The organism is Methylobacterium sp. 88A (assembly GCF_000376345.1).
Taxonomy (GTDB): domain Bacteria; phylum Pseudomonadota; class Alphaproteobacteria; order Rhizobiales; family Beijerinckiaceae; genus Methylobacterium; species Methylobacterium bullatum.
This window is the reverse complement of the sequence record NZ_AQVT01000001.1, coordinates 1,201,317-1,217,220: the sequence shown is the minus strand read 5'-3', so window position 1 is coordinate 1,217,220 and position 15,904 is coordinate 1,201,317. Positions and strand designations below refer to the sequence as shown.

General features: G+C 66.6%; 17 protein-coding genes and 1 tRNA gene. 6 read left to right on the top strand and 12 right to left on the bottom strand.

The genetic code is table 11. From position 1 onward, the window contains the following. Positions 1-5: 5 nt before the first annotated feature. Both A3OM_RS0105810 and A3OM_RS0105805 read right to left on the bottom strand, forming a co-directional pair. Complete coding sequence (locus tag A3OM_RS0105810) at positions 6-728, bottom strand: RNA methyltransferase (RefSeq protein ID WP_018042790.1); 723 nt, start codon at positions 726-728, stop codon at positions 6-8. Positions 729-1,045: 317 nt separating this feature from the next. Next, the gene (locus tag A3OM_RS0105805) at positions 1,046-1,594 is read right to left on the bottom strand and encodes a formaldehyde-activating enzyme (protein ID WP_018042789.1); all 549 of its coding nucleotides are present in this window, start codon (positions 1,592-1,594) and stop codon (positions 1,046-1,048) included. Between the two features lie 205 nt (positions 1,595-1,799). Here A3OM_RS0105805 and A3OM_RS0105795 point away from each other — a divergent pair, with 205 nt between their 5' ends. Continuing rightward, the gene (locus tag A3OM_RS0105795; protein ID WP_018042787.1) at positions 1,800-3,011 is read left to right on the top strand and encodes an NADP-dependent isocitrate dehydrogenase; all 1,212 of its coding nucleotides are present in this window, start codon (positions 1,800-1,802) and stop codon (positions 3,009-3,011) included. A 66-nt stretch (positions 3,012-3,077) separates the two neighbouring features. On the opposite strand, the gene A3OM_RS0105790 is transcribed toward A3OM_RS0105795, so the two are convergent. The 3 genes from A3OM_RS0105790 to glgX form a co-directional block, all read right to left on the bottom strand. Continuing rightward, positions 3,078-3,401, bottom strand: coding sequence for a hypothetical protein (locus A3OM_RS0105790; protein WP_018042786.1), 324 nt, complete (start codon positions 3,399-3,401; stop codon positions 3,078-3,080). 35 nt (positions 3,402-3,436) lie between these two features. Further along, positions 3,437-5,074 carry a hybrid sensor histidine kinase/response regulator gene (locus A3OM_RS0105785; protein WP_026175759.1) on the bottom strand — a complete coding sequence of 546 codons (1,638 nt, stop codon included), beginning with the start codon at positions 5,072-5,074 and terminating at the stop codon, positions 3,437-3,439. Positions 5,075-5,305: 231 nt separating this feature from the next. Next, positions 5,306-7,582: a glycogen debranching protein GlgX gene (glgX, locus tag A3OM_RS0105780; protein ID WP_238253852.1), complete on the bottom strand. Its 2,277-nt coding sequence runs from the start codon at positions 7,580-7,582 to the stop codon at positions 5,306-5,308. Between the two features lie 196 nt (positions 7,583-7,778). Here glgX and A3OM_RS0105775 point away from each other — a divergent pair, with 196 nt between their 5' ends. Continuing rightward, entirely contained in the window at positions 7,779-8,534 is a 756-nt protein-coding gene (locus A3OM_RS0105775; RefSeq protein WP_043764302.1) for an SHOCT domain-containing protein, read from the top strand. A gap of 456 nt (positions 8,535-8,990) precedes the next feature. Here A3OM_RS0105775 and A3OM_RS0105765 read toward each other — a convergent pair whose 3' ends face one another. From A3OM_RS0105765 to A3OM_RS0105745, 5 genes are all read right to left on the bottom strand, one after another. After that, a complete protein-coding gene (locus A3OM_RS0105765; RefSeq protein WP_018042781.1) occupies positions 8,991-9,302 on the bottom strand; it encodes an ETC complex I subunit in 312 nt (103 codons plus the stop codon). Positions 9,303-9,351: 49 nt separating this feature from the next. Then, positions 9,352-9,428, bottom strand: a tRNA-Pro gene (locus A3OM_RS0105760). Between the two features lie 128 nt (positions 9,429-9,556). Further along, entirely contained in the window at positions 9,557-9,808 is a 252-nt protein-coding gene (locus A3OM_RS0105755) for a PilZ domain-containing protein (protein ID WP_018042780.1), read from the bottom strand. A gap of 72 nt (positions 9,809-9,880) precedes the next feature. Next, positions 9,881-10,075, bottom strand: a complete 195-nt coding sequence (locus tag A3OM_RS0105750; protein WP_018042779.1) for a hypothetical protein — start codon at positions 10,073-10,075, stop codon at positions 9,881-9,883. Positions 10,076-10,128: 53 nt separating this feature from the next. Then, on the bottom strand, positions 10,129-10,392 hold the full coding sequence (locus A3OM_RS0105745) for a hypothetical protein (protein ID WP_157196436.1): 264 nt from the start codon (positions 10,390-10,392) through the stop codon (positions 10,129-10,131). A gap of 212 nt (positions 10,393-10,604) precedes the next feature. Between A3OM_RS0105745 and A3OM_RS0105735 the strand changes: the two genes are divergently transcribed. Continuing rightward, positions 10,605-11,306, top strand: a complete 702-nt coding sequence (locus A3OM_RS0105735) for a glutathione binding-like protein (RefSeq protein WP_018042776.1) — start codon at positions 10,605-10,607, stop codon at positions 11,304-11,306. Position 11,307: 1 nt separating this feature from the next. Here A3OM_RS0105735 and A3OM_RS0105730 read toward each other — a convergent pair whose 3' ends face one another. Next, positions 11,308-12,222: an MBL fold metallo-hydrolase gene (locus A3OM_RS0105730; protein ID WP_018042775.1), complete on the bottom strand. Its 915-nt coding sequence runs from the start codon at positions 12,220-12,222 to the stop codon at positions 11,308-11,310. Positions 12,223-12,407: 185 nt separating this feature from the next. Between A3OM_RS0105730 and A3OM_RS0105725 the strand changes: the two genes are divergently transcribed. Then, on the top strand, positions 12,408-13,430 hold the full coding sequence (locus tag A3OM_RS0105725) for an LLM class flavin-dependent oxidoreductase (RefSeq protein WP_026175756.1): 1,023 nt from the start codon (positions 12,408-12,410) through the stop codon (positions 13,428-13,430). A gap of 76 nt (positions 13,431-13,506) precedes the next feature. Then, complete coding sequence (locus tag A3OM_RS0105720; protein ID WP_018042773.1) at positions 13,507-13,875, top strand: hypothetical protein; 369 nt, start codon at positions 13,507-13,509, stop codon at positions 13,873-13,875. A gap of 157 nt (positions 13,876-14,032) precedes the next feature. Here A3OM_RS0105720 and A3OM_RS23505 read toward each other — a convergent pair whose 3' ends face one another. After that, positions 14,033-15,262 (bottom strand): GGDEF domain-containing protein, encoded by a 1,230-nt coding sequence (locus A3OM_RS23505; RefSeq protein ID WP_018042772.1) that lies wholly within the window; start codon positions 15,260-15,262, stop codon positions 14,033-14,035. Between the two features lie 395 nt (positions 15,263-15,657). Here A3OM_RS23505 and A3OM_RS0105710 point away from each other — a divergent pair, with 395 nt between their 5' ends. Further along, complete coding sequence (locus A3OM_RS0105710) at positions 15,658-15,888, top strand: hypothetical protein (protein ID WP_018042771.1); 231 nt, start codon at positions 15,658-15,660, stop codon at positions 15,886-15,888. Positions 15,889-15,904: the final 16 nt, after the last annotated feature.

Here is a 15,904-nt window from a genome sequence, read left to right as displayed (position 1 = left end):
AATCATCACTCTTTCGCCTTGATTCGTGTCAAGGCCCTCAGCGCACCGCGAAACGTCCGGACATCCTGCTCCGTCATGGCCATGCGGTGCAGCATGTCGCGCATGTTGCGGGCGATCACGTCACGCTTCTCGGGCGGGTAGAACCCGCTTGCGTCGAGGCTGCCTTCCAGGCTGGCGACGAGGGAGGCCATCGCCTCGCGCGTGGCGGGCGGCGACTGCATCTCGCCGGTGAAGGGGAGCCGGGCCTGGCCCGAGGCCTTGCGCCATTCGTAGCCGACGAGGAGCACCGCCTGGGCGAGATTGAGGGACGGAAAGTCAGGGGAGACGGGAAAGGTGACGATGGCGTCGGCCAGCGACACCTCGTCGTTGGTGAGCCCGATCCGCTCCCGGCCGAACATCACGCCCATGCGCTGTCCCGCCCGCGCGGCCACATCCGCCATCGCCTCGTCGGGGGCATAGGCGCGCTTCATCTGCCCGCGCTCGCGGGCCGTGGTGGCGAGCAGATAGTTCAGGTCGGCGATGGCCTCCGGCACCGTGGCGAAGACGGTGGCGCCGTCGAGCACATGCGTCGCCCCGGAGGCGGCCTCGCGCACGCCCTTCTTCGGCCAGCCGTTCTTGGGGGCGACGAGGCGGAGTTCGGAGAGGCCGAAATTGGCCATGGCGCGGGCGACCATGCCGATATTCTCGGCCAGCTGCGGTTCGACCAGGATGACGACGGGGGCGATCATCGTCGCCCTCTGCCATGGAGCGGGCCGGACGCATAGTCCGTATGGGGAGGATGGGGAGCCGCGGGGCGATCGCTTCGAGCGATGACCCTCGGGAGAAACGCCTTACAGCCTGTTCGATCGGATTTTTCGGCGGATTTTCGTGCCAATTGAAGAGATCATCCAATCAAATCTCCTCATCCCGAGGTGCCCTTTGCAGGAGCAAAGGGCCTCGAAGGAGCCCTCCAGTGGTCGCGGGATCCCTGGAAGGCTCCTTCGAGGCCGCTACGCGGCACCTCAGGATGAGGTAAATGCTTGGAAAAAACGACTCGGACAGGCGCTCAGATCTTACCGTCGAGACCCATCTGGTAGTATTTGTGGATGATCTTGTCCTGGTTCTCCAGGAGCCAGTCGATCGAGGGCTCGTTGGTCATGGCCTTGCGGATCGCTTCCGTCATGCCCTTGCGCTGGATCTCGAACAGGGCCTTGTGATCGACCGTCTCCGCCTCGATCACGCCGGGGCTGAGCCAGACCGAGCAGATGATGCCGAGATCGTTGGCCTTCTCCTTGGGGATGTAGCCGAGGCGCACCGCGTCGAGGACGCCGTTGGCGATGGCGAACTGCACCGTGCCCATGAGGATGGAGGTGTACTTTGATTCCGTGACGCTGACCTTGGAGACGCAGAGCGTCACCGGCCGCACCATGATGTCGGTGTTCAGGAGCGCGAAGACGCGGGAATGGCCGACCACCTGATCGCCCGTGAGGGTGGCGAGCGCCGTGCCGACCGGCCCGTCGAGCTCTCCGATGATGACCTCCGGCTCGGAGGCGGTGTTGGGCGGGCCGCCGGCGACCAGGGCCTCGCCGGCCCGCAGGATGATGCGTTCGCTCATGGACATGTCCTTCTCGATGTCGGAATGGCCCGCACATTCCCGCCCCGTCGCCGGATGTCCAGGGGGATCGGCGAATTTCGAGCCCGCCGACGCCCCGCCCGATCTGTAAGGGGCACGGCTTTCGCGTCCTGTTGCAGCGCGCTATGACCGCCGCAACGGGAGCGCGGCCGGCCCCGGCCGCGTGATGAGAAAGGTTCTGAGGATCATGTCGAAGATCAAGGTGGCGAACCCGGTCGTCGAACTCGACGGCGACGAGATGACCCGGATCATCTGGAGCGAGATCAAGAACAAGCTCATCCACCCCTATCTCGACCTCGACCTCGACTATTACGACCTCGGCGTCGAGCACCGCGACGAGACGAACGACAAGGTCACCGTCGATGCGGCCGAGGCGATCAAGCGCCACGGCGTCGGCGTGAAATGCGCCACCATCACCCCCGACGAGCAGCGGGTGGAGGAGTTCAAGCTCAAGGAGATGTGGCGTTCGCCCAACGGCACGATCCGCAACATCCTCGGCGGCGTGATCTTCCGTGAGCCGATCATCTGCAAGAACGTGCCGCGCCTCGTGCCGGGCTGGACCCAGCCCTTCGTCATCGGCCGCCACGCCTACGGCGACCAGTATCGCGCCACCGACTTCAAGGTGCCCGGCAAGGGCCGCCTGACCATCAAGTTCGAGGGCGACGACGGCACAATCATCGAGAAGGAAGTGTTCAAGTTCCCGGCCGCCGGCGTCGCGATGTCGATGTACAATCTCGACGAGTCGATCCGCGACTTCGCCCGCGCCTCGCTGAATTACGGCCTCGCCCGCAAATATCCGGTCTATCTCTCGACCAAGAACACCATCCTCAAGGCCTATGACGGCCGCTTCAAGGACCTGTTCCAGGAGGTGTTCGACGCCGAGTTCAAGGCGAAGTTCCAGGCGCTCGGCATCACCTACGAGCACCGCCTCATCGACGACATGGTCGCCTCCTGCCTCAAATGGTCCGGCGGCTACGTCTGGGCCTGTAAGAACTACGACGGCGATGTGCAGTCGGACACCGCCGCCCAGGGCTTCGGCTCGCTCGGCCTGATGACGTCGGTGCTGATGACGCCGGACGGCCAGACCGTGGAGGCGGAAGCCGCGCACGGCACCGTGACGCGCCACTACCGCGAGCATCAGAAGGGCAAGGAGACCTCCACCAACTCCATCGCCTCGATCTTCGCCTGGAGCCGTGGCCTCGCCCACCGCGCCAAGCTCGACGACAACGCGGATCTGGCCAAGTTCGCCAACACCCTGGAGAAGGTCTGCGTCGACACGGTGGAAGCCGGCTTCATGACCAAGGATCTCGCCCTCCTCGTTGGCCCCGATCAGAAATGGCTCTCCACCACCGGCTTCCTCGACAAGGTCGACGCGAACCTGAAGACCGCCATGGCCTGAGGGCGAGGCTCGGGTTCCCCCTCTCCCCGCCGGGCGGGGCGAGGGGAATGCCCGGCCATCGCCGCTTCAGGTTGAAGACCTTGCCGCCTCGGCGTTGCGCTTGCGGGTCGCGGCGGCTTTCTTTGCCGAGGCGGTGCGCTGCTCGGCGGTGCGGGAGGCCGAGGCCTTTCCGCCGGCGGTGCCGCCCTTGTGGGCCGCCGGGTGGGAGGTGGACTTGCCCCTCCCCGATCCGCCCGGATGCTTGCCGCCGCCATCGTCCTTGTTGACGGTCGCCCAGGCGCGGGCCTCGGCTTCCTTCTCCGGCACGCCGCGCTCCTCGTAGGAGTCCGCGATGTGCTCGGCCTTGCGGATCTGCTTGTCGGTGTATTTCGACTTGTCACCCTGTGGCATGGCGAGTTTCCCGTATCGGGCCCCTCGCCGCTGCCTCAGCTGTCGTCGGTCGGACCGTCCAGGATGGCGCGAACGCGGCGGATGAGATCGGTCCGGCGATAGGGCTTGTTCAGAAGGTCGAACTCCGAACCCCCGGCATCGGTTCGCTCGAGACTCGCCTCGGCGTAACCGGTGGTCAGCAGGACCTTCAATCGGGGTTGCCGCCGCTTGGCCTCGCGGGCGAGCATGATGCCGTTCATCCCGCCCGGCATGATGAGGTCGGTGAACAGCAGGTCCACCGAACCGCTCGAATCCAGGATTTCCAGCGCCTCGCGGCCGTTCCGGGCCATCAACAGCGTGTAGCCGCTGTCGCGCAGGATGGTTCGCGCCAGTTCGGCCACGTCCTCACGGTCGTCGACGATGAGGATGGTCTCGGTCCCCTGGCGATCCACCGTCCCCGGCACGGCGCGGTTGGGCTCCCGGTCGTCCTCGGCGGCGGCGGGGAAGGACAGGCGGACGCGCGTTCCCTCGCCGACGACGGACTCGATCTGCGCCGCGCCGCCGGATTGCTTGGCAAAGCCATAGACCATCGAGAGGCCGAGCCCCGTGCCCTTGCCCTCGTCCTTCGTCGTGAAGAACGGCTCCATCACCCGCGCCAGGGTCGGCGGCGAGATTCCCGCCCCGGTATCGGTGATGGTCACGGTGACGTAGCGACCCTCACCCAGGGGTTCCGACCCGCCGAAATCCTGTGAGCCCAGATCCTGCTCGCCGATATCCCGGTTCTCGGTGGAGATCACGACGGTGCCGCCCTCCGGCATGGCATCGCGGGCATTGATGAGGATGTTGAGGAGGGCGACCTCCGCCTGTGCCGGGTCGACACGGCAGTTCCAAAGGTCTTCGCCCAGGTCGAGCCGCAGCGTGATCGCGTCACCCAGGCTGCGCGCGGCCATATCCTCCATGCCCTTCACGAGGGCGTTGAGATTGACCGCGCGGCCGTCGAGACGCTGCTTGCGCGCGAAGGCGAGAAGCTGCTGGGTCAGGGTGGTCGCCCGTTCGGCGGCGGTCCGGATGTTGTCGGTGGCGCGCCGAAGGCGGTTCCGGTCCGCATCCGGACGGTCGAGCCCGTGGCTCAGAATATCGATGTAGCCGACGATGACCTGGAGAAGGTTGTTGAAGTCGTGGGCGATGCCGCCGGTCAGTTGGCCGAGCGCCTCCATCTTCTGGGCCTGACCCAACGCCTCCTCGACGGTGCGGCGGCGGGAGACGTCGAGCTGCGAGGCGAAGAAATACACGAGCTCGCCGGCCGCATTGTAGATCGGCGCGACGAACAGCGCGTTCCAGAACGTCGATCCGTCCTTACGGTAGTTGACGATCTCGGTGGCGAATTCCCGCCGGGCCTGGATCGCCTCGCGCAGGGCAGTCACGCTCTCCGGGTCGGTGCCCGGTCCCTGCAGGAAGCGGCAGTTGCGGCCGATGATCTCCTCGGCTTCATAGCCTGTCAGGCCGAGAAAGGCCTTGTTGACGAAGACGATCGGATTGTCGTCCTGCCGCGGGTCGGTGACCACCATCGGCATCCGGGTCGCTTCGACGGCCGTAAAGAAGATGTCGCTGGTGTGATCGGCGATCTCCGACACCGCTCCCGTTCTCACGCGCGGCGGTACACCAGCAGGCGGCTTCTCGGGGCTATCGGTCATCATCTGTCGATTGTCGTGCCAGGGAATGAAGGTGGGTCAGAAATACCCAACGGCTGGCACATCATCCGTTTCCCTCGACACATCTCGCGATGACGACGCAGGCGCCCCCGTCGTCATCGATCGAAACGACCTGGAGTTGCGCCCGACCGTCCGGGTCGGGACGCATCTTTAGGCCGTCGTCGTGCCGCGCCCGTCGTGGCCGACGCGGCATCCACCTCGGCGGAGCGCGGGTCAGGTCGCCGAGGGGGCGAAGCGCACGCTCTCGATATTGGCGCGTTCGAACGCCTGCATCACGTGCTGGTACGAGCGCTCCATCTCGGTCGCCTCGTCGCCTTCGGTCTCCTCGGGCTTCAGGACGAACATCAGCATCGAGCGTCCGGTGACGTCGTAGCGGTCGCCGATGGCCCAGGTGCCGACCTCCTGGCTGTCGGGCAGGTTGGTGTCGAGGAGCCGCGTCCAGCCGACGCCGCCGACGGAACCCGGCAGGGTGAAGGAGACGAGGTCGCTGTAGGCGTTGTAGAGGATCAGCAGCGTCGCATCGCCTCCCCGGCGGTGGATGCCGGAGGCCTGGGCGCGGCCGTCGAGCAGGACCGCGATGGAATGCGCGCCGCCATCCGTCCAGTTCTCCGTGGACATTTCCTCGCCGTCGGGCCTCAGCCAGGTGACGTCCTTGACGCCGAGGTCTTCGTCATAGGCGCCGGAGAGGAACCGGCCGCGGGTGAGGATCGGCAGGGCCTCGCGCAGGATGGTGAGGCGCTGCGTGAACTCGGCGAGGTCGCGACCAGCATCGTCGATCCCCTCCCAATCGAGCCAGGAGATCTCGTTGTCCTGGCAATAGGCGTTGTTGTTGCCGCCCTGGCTGCGGGCGAACTCGTCGCCGGCGAGCAGCATCGGCGTTCCCCGCGAGAGGAACAGCGTCGCCATCATGTTGCGCATCTGGCGGGTGCGCACCGCCTTGATCGCCTCGTCGTCGGTGGGACCTTCGACGCCGTAATTGTTGGACAGGTTGTGGGAGTGCCCGTCCCGCCCGTCCTCGCCATTCGCGAGGTTGTGCTTCTCGTTGTACGAGACCGTATCGTTCAGCGTGAACCCGTCATGGGCGGTGAGGAAGTTCACCGAGGCCCAGGGCTTGCGCCCACGCTTGTTGAACTTGTCGGCCGACCCGGTGATGCGCGAGGCGAGGCTCGGCAGAAGACCGGAATCCCCGCGCCAGTAGCCGCGGACATCGTCGCGGAACCGGTCGTTCCATTCCGCCCAGCCGGGCGGGAAGCCGCCGACCTGATAGCCGCCCGGACCGCAATCCCATGGCTCGGCGATGAGCTTGACCGAGTTCAGCACCGGGTCCTGCCGGCAGGTGTCGAGGAAGCCGCCGCCCTCGTCGAACCCGTGCGGCTCGCGCCCGAGGATGGTGGCGAGGTCGAAGCGGAAGCCGTCGACCCGCATCTCCGTCGCCCAGTAGCGCAGGGAATCGGTCACTAGCTGCAGGACGCGCGGGTGCGACAGGTTGAAGGTGTTACCGGTGCCGGTATCGTTGATGTAGTAGCGCTCGTCGCCCGGCATCAAGCGATAGTAAGAGGCGTTGTCGACACCCTTGAACGACAGGGTCGGCCCCTTCTCGTTGCCCTCGGCGGTGTGGTTGTAGACCACGTCGAGGATCACTTCGAGGCCGGCGCCGTGCATGCGCGCCACCATCTCCTTGAACTCGGAGAAGGCGAAATCCGGCACCGCCGCGTAGCGCCGGGCGGGCGTGAAGAACGAGATCGTGTTGTAGCCCCAGTAATTCACCAGGTTCTTTTCCTGGAGATAATCGTCCTGCACGAAGGCATGGACGGGCAGGAGCTCCACCGAGGTCACGCCCAGGCTCTTGATGTAGTCGAGCACGGCCGGGTTGCCGAGGCCGGCATAGGTGCCGCGCAGCTTCTCCGGCACGGCCGGATGCAGCTTGGTGAAGCCCTTCACATGGGTTTCGTAGAAGATCGTCTTCTCCCACGGCACGTGGGGCTTGCGGTCCCGTCCCCAGGTGAAGGCCGGGTCGATGACGCGGCTGCGGCGGGTGAAGGGCGCGGAATCGCGCTCGTCGAAGGTGAGGTCGTCGCCCGTCTCCATCTGGTAGCCGAACAGGGCCGGGTTCCAGGTGATCGAGCCGACGAGACCCTTGGCGTAGGGGTCGATGAGCAGCTTGTTGGGGTTGAAGCGGTGCCCGGCCTTGGGCTCGTAGGGACCATGGACCCGGTAGCCGTAGATCGTGCCGGGACGCGCGTCGGGCAGGTAGCCGTGCCAGATCTCGTCGGTATATTCGGGCAGTTCGATCCGCTCGAGTTCCTGCTCTCCGGCATCGTCGAACAGGCAGAGCTCGACCTTGGTGGCATGGGCCGAGAACAGGGCGAAGTTGACGCCGAGGCCGTCCCAGTTGGCGCCCAGCGGATAGGGCGATCCCTCTTTGATGCGCGATCGCACCGCCTTCGTCTGCGTGGCGGCTTGCGGCATCGGGGGGTTCTTGGCGACCATGATCACTCCAGGGGGGGCTCGGTGCCTGAGGCGGAGCCCGACGGCATGAATTCTGCCGAGTGAACGTTCATGCTTGACCGTAAGGTCCGCCGGCGCGGAAACTTTTTGCGGTGCGAGAGGCACTTTCGCGTCAATGCCGTACTATTGTCGGGTCGCTTTGCCGCGCTCGACATCGTCGCCGTTCTGGAGCCAGCCCATGCCCGACAGATCTTCCGTTTTGCAGACCGTCGCCGACCGGCACGGCGTCAGCGTCGACGCCGTGCGCCATCTCATGCGCGCGCTGGAAGCGGGCAATGGGACCATGGCCCAGTTCAACCATCCCGAACTCGGAGGGTTCGGCCAATGGTCGTCCGGCGGCATGACCATGATCGGCAACATGTTCGACGCGAATCTCAAGTCGCGCGTGGCGGCGATCTGCTCGGATCTCGCCCAATCCCTGCCCCCCGGCGGCTGGGACGACGGCTCGGCTTCCGCGACCTGGTGGCCCGCCGAACTCGGCCGACCGGCGACGTCCGGCTCGCAGAACGGCATGCGCTACGCCTATTTCCCGGATAGCCGGTTGCTCGCGGTGGAAACGGCGGGAACGCTCGTCCTCTACGATACCGGGCATTACGACATTTCCGGCGTCTCGCAGCAGCAGGGCGATACCCAGAGCCTCCGCTTCAGCGGCCGCAACGGTTACGTCGACCTCGAATCGCTCCAGCGGGTCAGCGTGGCCCCAACGCCGGAACGCTCCCTCGAACCGAAGCCGTTCCACCCCGACCCGATCGCGGCCCCGCCCCGCACCGAAGACCGCCCGCCCCCGACCCCGGAACCGGGCTTCGCCCAGGCCGGAGTCCCCTCGGGCGACGTGATCTCGACCCTCGAGCGCCTCTCCGAACTCCATCGCAAGGGCGTGCTCACCGAGGCGGAGTTTTCGTCCAAGAAGGCCGAACTCCTGGCGCGGTTGTAGTGGGCGCGGTCGGCGCCGAGCGATTGCGCCGGGACCTCCATCCCCACGGCCTCACCCTTGCCGCGGGGCTGGGACCGGAACTCGGCCGTGATCGGACGTGTCGTCAGGCCCGTCGCGCGCGGCCGGTCATGCAACTGCGCGCGTCATCGCCCGACTGGGCGGAATCACCGGGGAGCTCGCCGATCGATCCGACGGCATGCTTCCGGCGTCGAGAACCCCGCCCTACACGGTACGACACAACGTGCGGCGTCCCGAATACCTCCCGGCATCCGGACCCGCTCCCATTTGCGCGGCTTTTATCGTAACGAAGGCTCGATGACCGATAACGACATGCGCGAATCACGCGCCGCACTGATCTTGCTCGCTGTCGCCGTGGCGTCGGTCCTGATATTCGGAGCCGTCACGATTCTCATTCAGCTCTGAGCCGAATGCACCGACCACCGTGCCCCGGCGACCTCAGTGGGTCCAGGGCGCCGTGCGGTTGAATTTGAAGTTGTCCGAATAGGACAGGCCCTTGCGGATCGCGGGCTTCTGGGGCTGCTCGACCCGGAAGGTGATGCCGTTGCGGGTGGCGTAGGCGACGGCCTCGTCCTGGGTCTCGAACGACAACCTGACCTGCTGCAGCATGTCCGACGATCCGGTCCAGCCCATCAGGGGGTCGGTGTCGCGCGGGGAGCTCTGGTCGAATTCCAGTAGCCAGGCCTTGGTGCGGGCCGTGCCGGATTGCGAGGCATCCTTGGCGGGCTGATAGATTCGAGCACTCGGCATCGTGGGGTCGATAGCTCCAGCAGGAGAGAACGGCCGATACGCACGCGATTGGTCGGGGCGATAGGATTCGAACCTACGACCCTCTGGTCCCAAACCAGATGCGCTACCAGGCTGCGCTACACCCCGACACGCTCGCGCGCAGAGCGGAGGTACGGTTTTTGGAAGCAAACAGCAAGCGCGCCGCAGCGATAAGCGCCACGATGGTGAAGGAGAGCCGAAATCTGCGGCCCCTCCCCTGTCGGCGGCGCTGCGGATCAGACGGAGAACGCGACGCCGAGCTTCCGGTCCCGTCTCCAGACGACCGTGCAGGCGCGCGGTTTGGCGTAGGCGGTCATCACCAGGATGAACTCGTCCGGAACCTCGTCCGGAGTCTCGACCTCGATCTGTGCGCCGGTCTCGGACTGGTCCCAGACCAGGCAGTCGATATCCGCCCGCTCGCCCGCGAAGGAGAGCGCCCCGATGCGGAATGCACCTTTCCGCGAGGCGCGGCGACGATTGGTGGTCACGTCATGGATCCAGCTCTAACCTGACGCCGACTGTCACCCTGGCCGGTTAATTTTCAGGCTATCGGTACACGATCAGACCATCACGTCGACGACACGGTCCTGGCCTGCCGGACGGGCGGTCGATGTCGGTGCGGTGGGCGCGCCGACATTGACCGAGACCAGTTTCGGTTCGTCCTCCCCATCGCGAAGGGCCTCCATGCGGGCGCTCGTCACCACGTCGAGGGCCTTCAGCAGTCCCAGCGTGTTCAGCGAAACCGTGATCGTCATCGGGAGAGGCCTCCGTCGATGGATGGTGCTGCCATGTCTTGCAGCTTGGGACGCTACACGAGGATGTCGAGGACGCGTTTCTCGGTGTCGAGGGTCGATTTCATCACCGCCGTGTTGACCTCGAAGCTCGCCTTGCTCTCCATCAGCTGCATGGCCGAGCTCGACAGGTCGACCTGGGTCGGGCTGGGGAGGACCTGATCCACCTGGGTCGGGCTGGGCATGGTCATGCCGACCGAGGCGATCTGTTCCGCCGCGTTGCTGAAGCGCTGGGAGGCCGCCACCATCCCGCCGCCGCTGATCGAGATCGCGCCGCTCATCCTGCCGGTCTCCCGCTCGGGTACCCCCGTGAGCGACCATGCAAGCACGAGAACCCTGAAGCAATCGGTCGAACAATCCCTCGCATTCTAGCGACCTGCCATTCGACCAGCCCGGCATTCGCGTGACCGGCGCGGCTTGACCTCGGTGCCGCCGGTCGCCAACTCGACCTTCGGCGTTGCCCGGCACTCGCGGCGCGCTGAAAGGAATTTCGATGATCGATCTGCATTACTGGCCGACGCCGAATGGCCACAAGGTGACGATGTTCCTTGAGGAGGTCGGGCTCCCCTATACGATCAAGCCGGTGAACATCGGCAAGGGCGAGCAGTTCAAGCCGGACTTCCTCGCCATCGCCCCCAACAACCGGATGCCGGCCATCGTCGATCACGAACCGCCGGGGGGCGGCGCTCCGATCACCCTCTTCGAATCGGGCGCGATCCTGCTCTATCTCGCAGAGAAGACGGGGCGCTTCATCGCCGCCGACCTGCCGGGGCGGGCCGAGGTGCTGCAATGGCTGTTCTGGCAGATGGGCGGACTCGGGCCGATGCTCGGCCAGAACCACCACTTCTCGCAATATGCGCCGGAGAAGATCCCCTACGCCATCGAGCGCTACGTCAAGGAGACGAACCGGCTCTACGGCGTCCTCGACCGTCGTCTGGCCGACCGGGATTTTGTCGCCGGGCCCGATTACTCCATCGCCGATATGGCCTCCTATCCGTGGATCGTCCCCTGGGAGAAGCAGGGCCAGAACCTCGACGATTTCCCCAACCTCAAGCGCTGGTTCACGGCCATCGCCGAGCGTCCGGCCACGAAGGCGGCCTATGCCCGCGCGCCGGAGGTCAACCCCGACCACGGCAAGACCATGAGCGAGGACGCCAAGAAGGTGATGTTCGGCCAGACCGCCAAACGGGTCTGACCTATCGCCGGAGGCTGTCCAGCCTCACCGGGGCGGCGTGCGGGCGGGTCGCCAGCATGCCGTCGATGAGCGCCAGCACCTCGGCCCGGCCGCAATTGGCGGCCGGCTCGAACGGGGTCCAGGTCTGGGTGAAGTCGAGCTGGGCGAAGACGTCGCGGTAGCGGCGCAATTCGTTGGTGGTCAGCGGCACCCCGCGCACGAAGGCCTTGTGCGCCGAGATCGTCTCGGCCCGGCGGAAATCCTTCGGATCGAGCTCGAATTTCAGGGCGTCGCCGCAGAACAGGATTTTTCGCGCGCGGTCGAACAGGATTGCATGGCCGTCGAAATGCCCCGCCGTGCGGTGGAGTTCGAGGCCGGGCAGCGGTTCGAGGAAATCGTCGTAGGGCCAGGAGACCTGCAAGGCCGCGCTCCAGATGAAGTCGGCGGCCGGAAGGCAGAGTTCCGGGTCGAACCGGTCCTGCAGCTGCACCAGCGCCCCATAGGCATGCGGGTGCGAGGAAGAGAGCACCTGCATCCCGCCGAGCGAGGCGATGTGCTTCAGCGCCGCCTCGCTGAAGACCGGGCAGGCCTCGAAGCCCATATTCCCGTCTGGCGTCTGGATCAGGTAGGCGCTCGGCCCGATGCCCGAGACGGGGTCGTTCCAGAAGCGCCAGATGCCCGGCTCCAGCTCCTCCCAATGACAGGGGAAGCGGTCCTGTGCCTCGCGCTCGCTCCAGAACTGCCAGCCCTTCTGCGGCACCACGTGACGTGCGTCGAGGCACATCGGACACGAGGGCGGCGGCGCGAAATGGCGCTGCCAGAACCCGCAATTGTCGCAGGTATAGGCGGGGAGATCGAGGGCGCCGGCGAAGGGCAGGTATCCGGGAGACACGGTGGCGTTGCTCGGGTTCGGGGCGGGATGTCGAGGCCCGGCCATATAGGTCGCGTGGCGGGCCTGTCGCGGGTCGAATGACGAGAGGATCGCTTCGGGGTCGGCCGGGACGCATGGCTCCTGCGCCGGACGGCCCGGTTGCGAAGCGGCGGCGGCGTCGCGATCTCTCCCGGGTGGGGACGTTCATGGCCGGCGCGAGCCGGTCGCTCATGCAAACGGACACGCGATTCATGATCCCTCTTTCCGTTCTCGACCTCGCCTTCGTGCCGCATGGCGCGACGCCCGGGGACGCCCTGCGGAACACGCTCGACCTCGCGAGGGCAGCCGAGCGCCTCGGCTATCGGCGGTTCTGGCTCGCGGAACACCACAATATGGTGGGCATCGCCAGTGCGGCGACTTCCGTGGTCATCGGCCACGTGGCCTCGGGCACGAGCCGCATCCGCGTCGGGGCCGGCGGGGTCATGCTGCCGAACCACTCGCCCATGGTCATCGCCGAGCAGTTCGGCACGCTGGAGACCCTGTATCCGGGCCGGATCGATCTCGGCCTGGGGCGCGCACCGGGCACCGACCAGCGGACCTTGCGCGCCCTGCGGCGCTCGCCCGAGACGTCCGACCAGTTTCCGCAGGACGTCCTCGAACTCCAGGCCCTGCTCGGCGACGCGCAGCCGGGCCAGGTGATCCAGGCCGTGCCGGGGACGGGCACCAAGGTGCCGCTCTGGATCCTCGGCTCCAGCCTGTTCGGAGCGCAGCTGGCGGCCATGCTCGGCCTGCCCTACGCCTTCGCCTCGCATTTCGCGCCGGATGCGCTGATCGAGGCGCTTTCCGTCTATCGCGAGCGCTTCACCCCGTCCGAGCAGTCGACGGCGCCCCATGCCATGGTGGGCGTCAACGTCGTGGCGGCCGAGACCGATGCCGAGGCGCGCCGCCTGTTCACCTCGGCGCAGCAGCAATTCGCCAACATGTTCCGGGGCACGCGGGGCCTGCTGCCGCCGCCCATCGACGATATCGAGACCTACTGGTCGTTCTCCGAGAAGCGCCAGGCCTCGGGGATGCTCGCCCGCGCCATCGTCGGTTCGCCGGAGACCGTGCGCCGGGGGCTCGCCGACCTGATCGCCGAGACCGGGGCGGACGAACTCATGGTGGCGAGCGCCATCCACGACCATGCCGCCCGCGTGCGCTCCTACGAGATCCTGGCGGATGTCGCCGCGGCGCCGGTCCGGGCCGCTCCGGCGCGGGAACTCGTCGCGGGCTGATCCCGGCTCCGCCGGGCGGGGTCTCGCATCGCTCGGGCGGTGTGCCTATGGTGCGGCACCAACATTACGGGCCGACATGATCAAGAAGACGCACCTTCCCTCCGACGCGACTCTCGCGGACGTCGTCCCCACCCTGGAGGAGGCGGACGCCTATTTGAGCCGGCTGCTCACCAACATGCGCTTCTGCCAGAAACGGCACGGCAATGCCTCGGTCCGCATCGCGGTCACGGGCAAGGGTGGCCACCCGTCCTACCGGGTCGATTACGTCAAGCCGGTGGCGCCGGACCCGGACGGCACGCCGTTCGACGCCTATGGCGGCAAGGCCCATTACAGCTTCACCGCCATCAACATCATGGAGACCCACTGGAGCAGCCGCTCGATGAGCATCGACGAGGTGCTGAAACTCCAGGTGGACTTGCGGAAGCCGAAATTCGAGGAACGGTGAGTCCGGGGGCCTCGCTCTGATCGCTCTCGGCCGAGCCTGCTGCATTTATCCCTCTGCTTTTAGGCAGGGCGCGTCCCTCTCCCCCTTGTGGGGAGGAGGGTCCCGTGCATCCCGCGAGGTGCGTGGCTCTCATAGCGCTCGACCGCAGGCGGTCGGTTCAGCCCGCCAAGGGGATGCGGGAGGCCCGGTCGGGCAGGCGCGCGGTCTTCGCCCCGCCCGTTTGACCTGCGCCGAAGCCCGGCCGGGACGCGAAGGGCAGGAATGTCCAGCCGTCTCGTGTCCGGCCCTTCGTGGCGTAGAGCGCAGAATCCGCGCATTCGATGAGTTCCTCCGGCGTGTGGTGTCTGCCGGGGATGGCCGAGGTCGCGCCGATGCTGATCGTCAGCCCGATGGTCTCCCCACGCCAGAGGAAGGGCGAAGCGCGCAGGGCCGCGTTGGCCTGCTCGGCGATCTCGGTTGCCGCATCCCCCTCGATCCCGCGAAGCAGGATGCCGAATTCGTCGCCGCCGAGCCGCGCGAACATATCGGCGGGGCGGATGCTCCGCCGCACCACGTCCGCCACGTGTTTGAGCGCGGCGTCGCCGGCCACGTGGCCGAGACCGTCATTGATCCCCTTGAACCGGTCGAGGTCCATCAGCATCACGCTGAACGGCTCGCCGGTCTCGCGCGCGCACTCCCCGGCGAGCTGCCGCATGAACTGGCGCCGATTGGGCAGGCCGGTCAGGTCGTCCTCGGCGGCCAGCCGCTCCACCGTCGCCATCAGGTTGTCGACCACCGAGACGATGAAGCCGAAATTCCAGACGATGCCCGCCAGGATGAAGACCAGCAGGTCGATGGCGGCGAGGGAGATCAGGGACACATCCGGTGCGATGCCGCTGAGCCTCACCGTCACCGCGCAGGCGACGATGCCATGAGCCGTGATCGCGACGGTCAGCGCGCTCATCGTGATGAGCGCGCCGAGCTCCCGAATCCGGCGCCGGGCGAGATAGAGGACGGCGAGCGCGAGAGGAATGCATTGCGACGTGACGTAGAGCGGGTTCTGGCCCCACCAGGGTTGCCAGGTGAGCGCCATGGCGAGCACGCTGGCGGCCAGCAGCCCGGCATGGAGAGCCCAACGAGGCCCGTCCCCGTGGAAGCGGCGCAGGCCGACCGTGTTCAGGTAGAAGGCCAGACAGGCGACGGCGTTCCCGCCGACGGTGGTGGCGAAATTCCCGACGCCGCCATCGAGGGCGAGCAGGATGCCGCCCGCCACCTTGGCCAGGCTGCCCGCCAGCCAGTAGCGCACCCCGGCCAGCTCCCTGTAGCGATAGAGGACGCTGGCCCAGAGCACGCAATGGGAGAGCCCGGCTATCAGCACGACCAGATACAGCGTGTAAAAATCCGGCATGCGGGACGGGCACTCTCTCTTTCGGGTCACACGCTCACCGACCAAGCTTGGCGGTTTGGATATCTGAATACGCTATTCACCGCCGTTTGGGCGACTCGGTGTCTCTCACAAAACTCCCGCTGCGCCGTTAGCGAGAAGGGCCGTGAGCGGGACGCGACCGGGAGTTTCGTGAGGTACTCCCAAGGCGGGCATCGACATGAATGCATCGCCCGCTCGACCACGATCTTGACTTGCGCGGGCTCTCGGACTAGTCCGCCAACCTCATATCCGACGACATGTCGTCAATACGAACGCCGACCGGCCCTGTGAGGCCGGAGGTCAACGCCCGACAGCGCGATGCGCCCTCGGGCGAGTTTCGCGTTGGAAACAGGCCGTCGCTCCGCCGATCCAGACGAGTGAGTCTCGCCCTGTCGCAAGCGCATGAACCCCTTCGCATCGATGATGCGGTCAACGACGTCTGCCCCTGGTCGGGCAAGCCGATCGCGGCCGATTCCCTGACGCTCTACAACGGGTCCGTCGTCGGGTTCTGCAATCCCGATTGCCGGGACAAGTTCGCGTCGGCGATCAACGCCTTCGAGGCGGCGCTGCAGGTGCGGCGCGTCTCGTCCGCCGGCCTGTTCCAGTAGGTTCGGAGAGCCAGAC